This window comes from Pleurocapsa sp. CCALA 161, assembly GCF_003003995.1.
GTDB lineage: Bacteria > Cyanobacteriota > Cyanobacteriia > Cyanobacteriales > Xenococcaceae > Waterburya.
In genome coordinates, this window is sequence record NZ_PVWF01000125.1 from 1 (window position 1) to 12,103 (window position 12,103).

Annotated in this window: 12 protein-coding genes and 4 pseudogenes; 12 read left to right on the forward strand and 4 right to left on the reverse strand. The window is 40.4% G+C overall.

Going from position 1 to position 12,103, the window contains the following annotated elements:
• The first annotated feature begins 221 nt into the window (after window positions 1-221).
• The 3 genes and pseudogenes from C7B62_RS20965 to C7B62_RS25460 all read left to right on the forward strand — a co-directional run.
• On the forward strand, window positions 222-1,232 hold the full coding sequence (locus tag C7B62_RS20965; protein WP_146132159.1) for a transposase: 1,011 nt from the start codon (window positions 222-224) through the stop codon (window positions 1,230-1,232).
• 20 nt (window positions 1,233-1,252) lie between these two features.
• Window positions 1,253-1,579, forward strand: a pseudogene (locus C7B62_RS26675) (IS630 family transposase); the annotation flags it as partial.
• 56 nt (window positions 1,580-1,635) lie between these two features.
• Window positions 1,636-1,812, forward strand: a pseudogene (locus C7B62_RS25460) (transposase); the annotation flags it as partial.
• A 157-nt stretch (window positions 1,813-1,969) separates the two neighbouring features.
• On the opposite strand, the gene C7B62_RS20975 reads toward C7B62_RS25460, so the two are convergent.
• On the reverse strand, window positions 1,970-2,305 hold the full coding sequence (locus tag C7B62_RS20975; protein ID WP_106241864.1) for a hypothetical protein: 336 nt from the start codon (window positions 2,303-2,305) through the stop codon (window positions 1,970-1,972).
• A complete protein-coding gene (locus tag C7B62_RS25465; protein WP_146132160.1) occupies window positions 2,214-2,474 on the reverse strand; it encodes a hypothetical protein in 261 nt (86 codons plus the stop codon). Before C7B62_RS25465 ends, C7B62_RS20975 begins: the two co-directional genes overlap by 92 nt.
• A 576-nt stretch (window positions 2,475-3,050) precedes the next feature.
• Here C7B62_RS25465 and C7B62_RS20980 point away from each other — a divergent pair.
• The gene (locus C7B62_RS20980) at window positions 3,051-3,452 is read left to right on the forward strand and encodes a fasciclin domain-containing protein (protein WP_106241867.1); all 402 of its coding nucleotides are present in this window, start codon (window positions 3,051-3,053) and stop codon (window positions 3,450-3,452) included.
• A gap of 382 nt (window positions 3,453-3,834) precedes the next feature.
• Window positions 3,835-3,996 (forward strand): hypothetical protein, encoded by a 162-nt coding sequence (locus C7B62_RS26320; protein ID WP_199194307.1) that lies wholly within the window; start codon window positions 3,835-3,837, stop codon window positions 3,994-3,996.
• Window positions 3,997-4,120: 124 nt separating this feature from the next.
• On the opposite strand, the gene C7B62_RS20990 is transcribed toward C7B62_RS26320, so the two are convergent.
• The gene (locus tag C7B62_RS20990) at window positions 4,121-4,528 is read right to left on the reverse strand and encodes a PIN domain-containing protein (protein ID WP_106241873.1); all 408 of its coding nucleotides are present in this window, start codon (window positions 4,526-4,528) and stop codon (window positions 4,121-4,123) included.
• Window positions 4,525-4,719, reverse strand: coding sequence for a type II toxin-antitoxin system VapB family antitoxin (locus C7B62_RS20995; RefSeq protein WP_106241875.1), 195 nt, complete (start codon window positions 4,717-4,719; stop codon window positions 4,525-4,527). The genes C7B62_RS20990 and C7B62_RS20995 overlap by 4 nt, the downstream gene beginning before the upstream one ends.
• Before the next feature lie 354 nt (window positions 4,720-5,073).
• On the opposite strand from C7B62_RS20995, the gene C7B62_RS21000 reads away from it, so the two are divergent.
• From C7B62_RS21000 to C7B62_RS21030, 7 genes and pseudogenes are all read left to right on the forward strand, one after another.
• Complete coding sequence (locus C7B62_RS21000) at window positions 5,074-7,377, forward strand: NACHT domain-containing NTPase (RefSeq protein WP_106241878.1); 2,304 nt, start codon at window positions 5,074-5,076, stop codon at window positions 7,375-7,377.
• A gap of 294 nt (window positions 7,378-7,671) precedes the next feature.
• Window positions 7,672-8,157 (forward strand): allophycocyanin, encoded by a 486-nt coding sequence (locus C7B62_RS21005; RefSeq protein ID WP_106241881.1) that lies wholly within the window; start codon window positions 7,672-7,674, stop codon window positions 8,155-8,157.
• Between the two features lie 211 nt (window positions 8,158-8,368).
• Window positions 8,369-8,931 (forward strand): annotated as a pseudogene (locus tag C7B62_RS27025) (orange carotenoid protein N-terminal domain-containing protein).
• Window positions 8,932-9,008: 77 nt separating this feature from the next.
• On the forward strand, window positions 9,009-9,299 hold the full coding sequence (locus C7B62_RS21015) for a 2Fe-2S iron-sulfur cluster-binding protein (RefSeq protein ID WP_233220083.1): 291 nt from the start codon (window positions 9,009-9,011) through the stop codon (window positions 9,297-9,299).
• A gap of 36 nt (window positions 9,300-9,335) precedes the next feature.
• Window positions 9,336-10,736: pseudogene (gene ftsH / locus C7B62_RS21020) on the forward strand (ATP-dependent zinc metalloprotease FtsH); the annotation flags it as partial.
• A gap of 43 nt (window positions 10,737-10,779) precedes the next feature.
• Window positions 10,780-11,214 carry a hypothetical protein gene (locus C7B62_RS21025; protein WP_199194308.1) on the forward strand — a complete coding sequence of 145 codons (435 nt, stop codon included), beginning with the start codon at window positions 10,780-10,782 and terminating at the stop codon, window positions 11,212-11,214.
• Window positions 11,215-11,497: 283 nt separating this feature from the next.
• Window positions 11,498-11,800: a hypothetical protein gene (locus tag C7B62_RS21030; protein ID WP_106241883.1), complete on the forward strand. Its 303-nt coding sequence runs from the start codon at window positions 11,498-11,500 to the stop codon at window positions 11,798-11,800.
• Window positions 11,801-12,103: the final 303 nt, after the last annotated feature.

Genomic DNA, 12,103 nt, shown 5'->3' on the forward strand with positions numbered 1-12,103 from the left:
CGACGAAGCGTCAACCACCTACGAACAATTAAGTTTGTTCTAGGAATCTCCGTCCTTCAGGTCGGAGAGGATGTCAAAATATCTGTATCTGATCTGGTTGACTGACAAAAGAGACTATTAAAAACTTTAGAGCAGAAGCTATGAGAGGGCTGAGGACTTGAAAAATATTTTGGAGGAGTCAGTATTCTAAAATTAGATACCACTCAAAATAGAAGAATACTGTGAAAAAGCGAAGCAGTGCGGTGGACAGATTCCCTGGCATAAAGCAACTGCTTCAAGAAAACTCCCGTCTTGACAATGCCTTGAATCAATGGATGAGTCAACCAGTGGCTTGGTCACATCTGTGCCATCTAAAAACCTGCATTTGGATGATAATTGCCTTGATACACACTGGTAGTGTAAACCTGACAAAATGGTCGATGTATATTCCTTGTCGTGGTCAGTTCGCTCAAAGCCGACAAAGACGCATTCAGCGTTGGCTAAACAATCCCCGAATCAACGTCCATCGGATTTATAAGTCACTAGTCAAAACAGCACTTTCTAATTGGTCAGAATCAAAGTTGTTTTTAGCACTAGACACTTCTTTATTTTGGGACGAGTATTGCCTTGTGCGTCTTTCAGTTATCCATCGAGGGAGAGCATTACCATTAGTGTGGCGAGTGATGAAACATGAAAGTGCTAGCGTTTCGTTTGCTGATTACAAAGAAATGGTCGAGCAAGCACAAACTAGACTACCAGAATCAGTCAAGGTAATTCTATTAGCGGATAGAGGATTTATACATACCGAATTGATGACCATGCTGACAACTCAACTAGGATGGCATTATCGTATCCGAATTAAGAGCAATACCTGGATTTGGCGTGGAAATTGGTGTCAACCTAAACATTTTCATTTTCATCTAGGAGAAGCAATTTGCTTACATAACGTACAGATTCATCAAAGCGAATTTTATGGCAAAGTTCATGTAATTCTGGGACGTAATAGCGTCAACGGTGAGCTATGGGCAATTGTCAGTGACGAAAAGACTACTCTTCAAACTTTTGCTGAGTATGGGTTACGTTTTGAGATCGAGGAAAACTTTCTCGACGATCAATCAGCAGGGTGGAATGTTCAACGTTCAATGATTCGCGATGTTTGCGCCTTGTCCCGCTTGTGGTTTATCTTGGCTGTTGCTACTCTCTACGTTAGCGCCCAAGGTATGGATTCTTTTAAAAAAAACTGCCAGATTTAATTCAAATATTGTTACGGCATTTGGGAACAGGTCAACCAGTTCATGATTGGTGTCAAGATGAAACTCGTCTAGGGCTTAAAACCTTAACCGGAAAAATTATTACTCTTCGAGGCGTTAAACCTCAAGGAATTGTCGGTTGGTCAAGAGACAATTTTTATCTCTATGGTGTCGTCGAACCTCTCTCTGGAGAAAGTTTTTTTGGGGAATTTTCTCACTTGGATCATTTTTGTTTTCAGCAGTTCTTAAATCTCTTTTCTCAAGCCATAGGCTTTCGCCTTAACTTAATCCAAATGGATAATGGCAGCTTTCATAAATCTCTCGATTTGAAATGGCCCGATAATATTATTCCTATTTTTCAACCACCTTCTAGTCCTGAGCTTAACCCAATTGAACGTCTTTTTCTGATTACGCGCAGCGATGGGGGATTGAAACCTTATTTGGAATCTTTAAAACCAGGGGATTTTGTTTGGAATCGACTCATTTTACTGATTCAGAGCGATTGAGCAAATTATTGGCTTTGATGGCGATCGCCTTGTGTTGGGCAGTTAAGACAGGAGAGTGGTTGCATCAACATCAACCAAAATTTTAATTGTTCTGAATGCCATGATGAAAAATAATTCATTCTGGAAAGCTCAAACCACTAATTAAATTGCGCTATTACTTTTAAACTAACATCACAGCTAATCATTGGTGTGATGTTAGTTTATCTTGCCTGGATTTAATTTATAGCGATCGCACTAAAAAGACAAATTTAACTTGACATTCAAGACAATCGCTTTTTCAATTAATTGGGCTTTGTAGCTCAGAACTAATTGAACTGCCTTTTGCTGCTCTAGGTGCAGAAATTCCCAAACTAAATCTCTATTAGGCTGCTTGTTGGCGATCGCTTGAAAAAATTTATTGATGTCTTTTTTGTATTCTTGTCGAGTGTTGGGCGATCGCTTTTCTCTTAATAGTAAATCGACAACATCAGGTATTTCGTCAATGTCGAATGACGAACCTATTTTGAATCTGAAGTCTTTTGCGCTCCTGTTGAGAGTACTGTTTGTCAGAGAGCAAAATAACAAATTCATCGTCTGATGATTCGCTATTTTGAACTCGATTGAGACTATCAGCGATCTGTGCCAAAATTGCTGGAGATTCTTCATCAACCAGAGTTTGGAAAACCGAGAGTAGTTTGTCCCCTGGGGAAATCTTTTGACGAGGTATGTCCAGTTTTCTGGTGATAGTTCCTGAAGCCATAACTTTTACATTTATGCAATTAATGTCCATTATAGCAGTTAAGGAAGTTAAAAAAAAAGATGAGATTAAGCTTCTGATTTGCACTAACTCAACCACTAAGGACGCGATCGCGCTATGGCTATAATTGATCAAGTAAAATTTAATGCTTGCAGTTAAACAGTTAACATGACCGAGAAAACCTCTAATGGATATTGAATATAAATTAAGAGAGTTTCAAAAGGCTTGCATAGCATATTGAGAGAGTGAAAAGTAAAATTATCTCTCCTTGAAAATGTTTCCATTTAAATGGCTGCTTTGAAGTCGAGGGACGCTGAGGTCTCCTCAGCATGTCCAATTGACTTGTTAAGTTCATCAGTTGAGGTAATTAGTAAGACTTTAATTGTACTACTAATTTGTCCTCAGTTTTTGCAACAGAACCCTAGATATTTTTATTGTAAAGTTCTGTATCGTTTTAGGGCAATTCATTCAATTTATACGCTGCTCAAACGCTCGCTCAAACATGATTTCTAACAACAGGGTGTCATGCTGATGTTTGTTAGCACTCGTTAACAAATTACCCCAAACTAGGTGACATACATGACTGATATCGTAGATACGGCAATTAATGCTGGTTCTTTTAATACTCTAGTTGCTGCGGTTAAAGCTGCTGGTTTGGTAGACACTCTCAAAGGCAAGGGCCCATTCACCCTTTTTGCACCCAACGATGAGGCGTTTGCCAAACTTCCCAAAGGCACAGTAGACGGATTACTTAAGGATATTCCCAAGCTCAAAAAAATCCTGACTTATCATGTTGTTTCAGGCAAAGTCATGGCTGCGGACGTGGCTAAGTTGAAGTCAGCTAAAACAGTTGAAGGTTCAGATGTGAAAATTGACGCTGCTAAGGGTGTCAAAATTAATGATGCCAAAGTCTCAACAGCAGATGTTGGTGCTGATAACGGTGTTATCCACATCATTGACACAGTGTTGATGCCTGCTTAAGCAAATGCAAAGCATGATGAATAGATAACATTTGGTGGAGTAATAACTTTTCCTAGTTCATTACTCCCCATTAATTTTGAGTGAACTACTTAATGTATGAGAAAAATCAAGATTTATCCTAATTATTTAGTAATCATAGATGATAAATTTGTCGAGCCTATTAGTATTACAAACCTATCTTCTCTTGATCGGCAAACTAAAATACCAGAAGAATATTATTTAACAAAAATAGTGTATGAATATATTGAAGCTGACATAGAAAAAATCTTTAAAAAAACATCTATCAAGAGAAACATTTCAAGAATTTGGAGAAGATGAAATGAGTAAAAAGTATACATCGAGCTTATTAACTAGAGAATCTCAATTTAGTTCCGAGTAACAAGTGTCCTTTATAGGTGGCACAGGCACAGTCAAATACTGTTACTTTGATTTAGGAAAGTGGATCTACGCCATTGAAATGCCACTAGGCCCAAAACCAGAAATGGGTAGGATTGGTCCTGAAACTCAGATATTTTTAGAAGAAATAGAAATTCAAGCGGTGTAAAGAAGTTAAAGCAGAGTCTGAAATAAATGCGATCGCACAACCTTCAACAAACTTATCTCTGGATTTATGTCCTAGATATGGGCGATTGCCCGCCTCAATCCCAACCATAAGTGCGATTTAGTATTTAGTTTTCTCGATACAAAGAAATAGGAAGATGCTGAGAATAGTAATTAAAATCTTTATCGTTGGTGTAGATATCCATTTTTAATCTAGTAGCAACCGCACAAATCAAAAAATCGACGTGAGAGCCTTGTATCCCTTTGCTGCGACAAATATTTGAGTATTCAGCAGCAGATTCATAATCGATATCTATTACTTGTTCGTTAGGAAATGCTCTCAGTTTATTTCTAAGTTTTTTATAACGAACCAAATCGCTGTAACCAGATAAAATCTCTTGTCTGATTAAACCAATAATCTTGGCGCGATTTTCCTTAATGTGTGCCGTTAATTCATCTGTGACTTTACACTCTCTTGATGATTCACCTCTTAAAGCAAGCGACCAAATACAAGTATCGACAATTACGCCACTCATTTACGCCCTTGTTTGTAGTCATAGTCTTCATCACAGGGAAAGTTGCCAAATAATTCAATAACTTCTTGTTGCTTTCTTCTTTGCACAAACTCTTTAAGTGCCTGATTGACGGTATCTTTTTTGGTGCTGAAACCACCAATTTTCAAAGCTTCCTTTAGCAATTCAGGGTCTATCGATAAATTAGTTGCCATAACTACACTAAGTTTCACACATTCATTTACACATAATAGCGCCGAAGTGAATTTTATTGATTCTAACCATAAAAGCGATCGCTTTAACCTAAATTCTATTCCTGACATCCAGAGACACGTTTTATGAATAAAAATAAAGCACAAATTAACTTATACAAATTTATCTAGGATTACTATCCGCAAAAGCTTTGAAATGTTTAGATCGTTGTTTGAGAAAATTAGAGTTCAATTGATGCGATTTTGTATAACTTAATTGTTAGGAAAACGTTACCATCAAAGAATAGAGGTTTGAAAATCTTATTTGTCATAAACCTCTAAAATATTCCGAAAAAACTTGGACGAGGTCTTTTTCCGATGGCAAAACGATCACTCCAGGCATCGCCAGAAGGAGTCAAACAAGCAAAAAGAGCCTTTAACAACAAGGGGTGGACTCAAGAAAACCTGGCAGGAGAAGTGAATCTAAAGACTCGCCAGCCAGTTTGGAGATTTTTCACAGGTCGTCCCATCGAACGTTATACTTTTATTGAAATTTGTTCTATCTTAGAGTTAAACTGGCGGGACATTGCTGCCAATCCCCCAGACGATTTTTCTGATCCAGAAGAACGAACAGCCGTAAATATTGATACTCTGGTCAAGAAGGTGCGATCGCAACGCCAAGATAAAATTCAAGACCAGTGCGGTACTTTACAGTTATTAGATACTAACCATCCTGTTGAAATCGAAAACATTTATATTGATGTCAATATTTTACAGGAAATTGCCAGTCAACAATGGTTAGAGATCTCTCAATTGCAAAACCCTACTTCCCAAGAATTCGATCACTTTGGTTCAGGTGAGATTGCTCAAACACAAATACCAGGCATAAGAGCAGTCGAAACCTATTCCAAGCTGAGGGTGTTAGGTAAACCTGGGTGTGGGAAAACTACTTTTTTGCAACATCTTGCCATTCAATGTAACCAAGGTAATTTTGCTGCCAATCTAGTTCCCATCTTTATTACCTTAAGAGATTTTGCTGACGACTCCAAAGATACAGGGACGTTCAGCTTATTAAACTATATGAACACTGAATTTATCACCTGTGGGATTTCAGAACAGTCCACAGTCGAAATCCTACTGCGTGAGGGCAGAGTGTTACTATTGCTGGATGGACTTGATGAAGTGCTACATCAAGATAACAATGCAGTCTTAAAAGAAATTCGCAGATTCTCGGAGAAATATCCCAAAAATTTGTTCGTCGTCACCTGTCGAACCGCAGCCAAAACATTTAACCTCAGACGCTTCACCGATATCGAAATTGCCCCGTTTACCCAAGCACAAATTGTCGCCTTTGCTCAGAAGTGGTTTGACGTATTTACGAGGAAAAATGAGCCAGATGAGCTAGATATGGCAGTTCAGTTCGTTGAAAAACTAGACTTGCCCGAAAACTTGCCATTCCGCAGACTTGCAGTCACGCCCTTATTTCTCCATCTTGCTTGTTGGGTATTCCATCGCCAAGAAAAGTTTCCCAACAAACGAGCCGAATTCTATAAGCAATGTCTAGACCTTCTTTTGGGCAAATGGGATGAAATTAGAGGCATTGAGCGAGATGAAGTCTATCAGGGGTTTTTATTGCCACAAAAGCTTAAACTGATGAGTCAGATTGCTGCTGCGACGTTTGAGCAGGGTGATTACTTTTTTGAGCAACAAGCTGCCGAACAGCAGATTGGCGACTTTATCAGTAATTTACCAAATGCTCCCACTGAACCAGAAGAATTACAACTCGATAGTGAAGTGATACTCAAGGCGATCGAGTTACAGCACGGGTTATTGGCGGAACGAGTGCGAGGAATTTTCTCTTTTTCCTCTTTAACGTTTCAAGAATACTTCACTGCTCGCAAAATCGTTGCCAGTCATAATTTACAGTCATTAGAACGAGCCTTGGAACGTCTGGTTAGTCATATAACTGAACCACGGTGGCTCGAAATCTTTTTGTTGACGGCTGCTATGTTACGGAGTGCAGACTCCCTAGTACATTTGATGAAGCAACAAATCGATGCTCTAGTTGCCCAAGACCCTTATCTCCAAGAATTTTTAACCTGGGCAAGCCAAAAATCTTTGGTTACACCCCAACCCACCTTAGCTGCAACTCGTGCTTTTTATCTCGGTCTTACCCAAACTCCTCATCTTGCCCCTCACTTCGCTCTTGCTTGTACCCTTGACCAAGGTATTTTTCTGGATACGTTATTGGACAACTTGATGTTGGAATCTGCCATTGGCTCTAGTCCTGATTTTGCCCATGCCCATGCTCTCAGTAATGCCCTCAGTAATGCTCTCACTATTGTCCTTGATCTTGGATTACAGCAATCCTTACAACAACTCAAAGAACAACTCCCTGATCCAGAGCAGGATAGAGCTAGATTTCAGTCATGGTGGCAAATCAATCATCTGACCTGGACTGAACGGTTAAAAACAGCGATCGCCCTTCATCGCAATATCCAGTCTCACTGGCACTTTAGCCTCGAACAGCAGCAAGTTCTGCAACGCTATTATGATGCCAATCAGTTGTTGATCGATTGCCTCAATAGTAATTGTGAAGTGACAGTTGCAGTGCGACAAGAGATTGAAGCTGCCTTGTTATTGCCCCAGAGTGAATTGGAAGAGAGGGAATGGGACAAGTAATAAGGAAGAGAGTGTTTATAAGGTAAATATAAAAAACGTATAGCAAATAAACTTAGGGTACGACGTTGTATTTCTTCTCTTCATCAAATGAATGACTGTGCCTAGACCACATTACCTTAATAGCTAACTTCAAGTAATAGGATAGATGGCAATAACTCCGCAGCATGAAATCATGAAAGAGTTATTTCAGTTGTTGAGCGATTTGATAACAGAAAAAAATGACTAATGTGAACAAAGCAGCTATATCAGTTTTTAAGAGTATCAATCTAATTTAAACCTTTCAGGAGTTAATTAATGAGTGTTATTACCAAAATGATTGTCAATGCAGATGCTGAAGTTCGCTATCTCACCCCTGGAGAACTAGAGCAAATCAGTATGTTTGTTAGCAGTAGCGATCGCCGTTTAAGGTTGGTGAAAGCTTTAACAGAAAGTCGCGATTACATTGTTATAAAAGCTGCCAATCAACTCTTTCAAAGCCGTCCATACCTGGTTTCAGCGGGTGGTAATGTCTACGGCAAAGAGATGACTGCCACTTGTCTGCGAGATATGGATTATTACCTGCGCTTGATTTCCTACAGTATTGCTGCTGGAGATGGTACACCAATTCAAGAGATTGGGATCGTTGGTGTTCGCCAAATGTACAAATCCCTTGGCACCCCAATTGAGTCTGTTGCTGAAAGTGTTCGTGCCATGAAGAATATCTCAAGCTCAATATTATCTGGAGAAGATGCTAGCGAAGTTAGTACATATTTCGACTACCTAATTGCTGCTCTTCAATAGACAAGGAAAATTACCTACAAGCGATTATGCCACGCTATTTTTGTAGATTATTCAGATGGTTTTTGGAGTGAAAGTACAACAATCACAACTAGAAGGAGATAAATAAAATGGAAGAACACATAGCGATCTCATAGAATCGAGCAATTACTTCTCTAGTTAACATCTGCTCTGATTAACTAAATAGCTCAATCAATTTTTGGAGATTTTTATCATGTCATATACCATTGACTCAGCTCACACAATTTTCCCTGACACTCAAGTGACTGAGGCAATTCCTGCCACGGTTGAATCATTCAATCAACTCAGTGCGGAGGATCAGTTAGCTTTACTTTGGTTTGCCTATACCGAGATGGGAGTTACCATCACTTCCGCAGCTATGTCGTTAGCCAACATGGTTTTCGCAGAACAAACTTTGACTCAAATCAAACAGATATCTCCTGTTGAGCATCAGCAGTAGCTTTATTTACGGAAGACGGTGCTTTGCAACCACCTTTCGAAGAGCCGATCGCGGGTCAAGAAAACATCCTCGCCTATATGCGTGAAGACTGCTACGGACTCAAGCTAATGCCTGAGCAAGGGGTATCTGAACCAGCAGAAGAAGGGTTCACCAAAATTAAAGTGATGGGGAAAGTGCAAACTCCCTGGTTTGGGAGCAATGTTGTCATCAATGTTGCCTGGCGGTTTTTGCTCAATCCTGAAGGCCAGATTTTCTTTTTGGCAATTGATCTGCTGGCATCTGCTCAGGAATTGCTGAATTTAGGTTTAGTTCGGTAGAAGAGCTTTATGTTTTCAGATACTTGCGATCGCCCATCCTTAAAAACATAAAAATTCCTTATCATTTTTTCTTTTATTTGGCAATAAAACAGGTTCTACTCCAGAATGGTATAGAACTCTACAACGGGGCTACTTCAAGCCTCAACTGCCACGGACTCGGAACTTGTGGCACTTGTGCAGTCCAGGTGGAAGGGGCTGTTTCGGAACCTGAATGGCGCGAACGCACTCGGCGATCGCTGCCTCCCCATTCTCTCGCCCAGAACCGCCGACTAGCTTGTCAAACTAAGGTTTTAGGGGATGTCAAAGTGACAAAATTTAGTGGTGCTTGGGGTCAAGGAAATCAAATCGTCTGGACATCGAAGAGTTAGTTCAGTATCAAGCTTTTTAAATGATAGGTGATAACCATGCCAATTAAAGAACAACCTACTCCCCCTCGTTCTGGTCTATCTAATAACATTTTTCTGGCACTGGCAGCTTTGTTGGTGTTCATAGATTTTGTCTTGCCTATTCTCTCTCGTCCTCGGATTCCTGGTGTCCCCTACAGTCTCTTTATCCATCAGGTGCAGCAAGGTGAAGTCAAAGAGGTGGAAATCGGTCAAAACCAAATTCGCTTCCAATTGAAAACTGACGATGAACAGGCTGGAACTGTTTTTTCTACTACACCCATCTTTGATTTAGGATTGCCTAAGTTGCTAGAAGATAAGAGTGTTGATTTTGCTGCTACTCCTCCGCCTAAGAATGCCTGGTTTACTAGCCTTCTAGGTTGGGTGATTCCACCTTTAATCTTCGTTGCAATCTGGCAGTTTTTTATCCGTCGAAGTGCTGGAGGTGCATGATCTCAGGGTGTTCTCTCTATAGGCAAGAGCAAAGCCAAAGTTTATGTCGAAGGCGAATCTGCCAAAACAACTTTTGCCGATGTAGCTGGGGTAGAGGAAGCCAAGACCGAGTTAGTCGAGATTGTCGATTTCTTGAAGACTCCAAAACGCTATACTCAGATTGGGGCGCGAATTCCCAAGGGAGTTTTGCTGGTAGGTCCTCCAGGGACTGGTAAAACGCTTCTGGCTAAAGCGGTAGCAGGGGAAGCGGAAGTGCCATTCTTCAGTATTTCTGGTTCTGAGTTTGTAGAAATGTTCGTAGGTGTGGGTTCTTCACGGGTTCGCGATCTATTCGAGCAGGCGAAGAAACAGGCTCCTTGCATCGTCTTTATTGATGAACTGGATGCGATCGGCAAGTCTCGCAGCAGTGGCGGTTTCTACGGTGGCAATGATGAGCGTGAACAAACGCTTAACCAGTTGCTAGCAGAAATGGATGGATTTACGGCTGGTGAAGCTACCGTAATCGTTTTAGCTGCAACTAATCGCCCTGAAATATTAGATCCTGCCCTCTTACGTCCTGGTCGATTTGACCGTCAAGTTCTAGTCGATCGCCCGGAATTATCGGGGCGAGAAGCGATTCTCAACATCCATGCTCAGAAAGTGAAGTTGGGTAAGGATGTGAATCTTAAGGCGATCGCCACTCGTACTCCTGGTTTTGCTGGAGCCGACCTGGCTAACCTAGTAAATGAAGCAGCACTGTTAGCAGCTCGCAATCAACGTGAGACGGTGGCACAGGAAGACTTTACCGAAGCGATCGAGCGGTTGGTTGCTGGTCTTGAAAAGAAAAGCCGTGTCCTCAACGACAAGGAAAAGAAAGTTGTCGCCTATCACGAAGTCGGTCATGCTCTGGTTAGTTCTTTGATGCCAGGCAGTGGTCGAATCGAAAAAATCTCCATCGTCTCCCGTGGTATGGCAGCATTGGGTTACTCAAGCAATAATTTGGTCGATAATTACCTTAATAGGTACTTTGGTCATGATTGTTCTAACTCATTTTTGGGTTAAGGTAGAAAGATTGCAGTGGGTACTCTACACTTGGGCAGGATTAATGCTGTTAGGAGTAGTTCTTACTGATTGTGGAATTTTTTTAGGTTGGGGTCAAATTTTGCTACATTTGAACCATATTTGGCTGCTGATAGTAGCCATAGGGTATTTTTGTACAGCTATAGGCTTTCAATCTCGTGCCTTTTTACTTTCTGGTTTAATACATCTTGTAGGAATAGCGATTCTTCCCTATGTAATTGGTTGGCAATTCCTGTTTACAGGTTTGGTTATGGCCTCTAATTTATTAGCCTTCGCAGAAACCCAATGGGATATGCGACTTCCCATTGAGAATTATGGGTTATTAACCGAAGAACAAAAGCATTTCAACCGACAGCAACAGCTTTTGCGTCAAGTTATCTGTTATTAATTAGTTTGATGATCCCTACACTACTGTTAGAAACAGGAGCGATCGCCATCTTCCTCTCTATTTTAAAATAAAAATATAGGTAGTGCAGTATCTTGTAAGGGTAGCCTCGCCCCCTTGTGAACCCCGTTCCGCCGATGATGGGTGGAGTCCTTCGACTCTTTCTTAAATAAAGTCTTCGAGCTTCTTCCTCACAGATTTCTCAGATTTTTAGTCTAAGGTGATAGTAAAAATAGTAAAAGGTTACTTATCAACAGAGTAACCTTATATCAGGAGATAAATAAATATGTCTTCTTCTTTTAACCAGGGTGTTCTCGTAACAATTGTATGCGAAGCCGTATTACAGGATCGTTTAATCAAACAATTAATAACATTAGGTGTTTCTGGCTATACAATTGTTCCAGTACAGGGTGCAGGTAGTCATGGTAGACGCACGGGAGATATGATGGCTACCTATAACACTAATATTGAAGTCAAAACCATCGTTACACCAGAAATGTCTGGGCAATTACTGGAAGAACTAAAACAGTTTCCCGAAACTTACGCCTTGATTGCCTTCCGAGAAAATGTAGAAGGTTTATTTAATTAGACAGTCAAGCAGCGAAGTTGCGAGGCAGAAGCCTAGATCTAAGACCGATAAAACCTAACAATTATAAAGGCTAACTCGTTCTAACACTGGGAACGATTACCAGAATAAAGCGATAAAAGAACCGATTACTCAAAGTTCTGCAATAGAGGCTTCTGGCGGCTGCTTTGAGCAAGCTCAACTTACTTTTCTATATATTCAGGAGACAAAAGAAATGGATGCTCAAGAAATTTTAACTAAAATGTCGGGCAGAATTCCCCATCTTCTAAAGTTGTGGGATGAATGCCCGACCAATAAACAAACTGC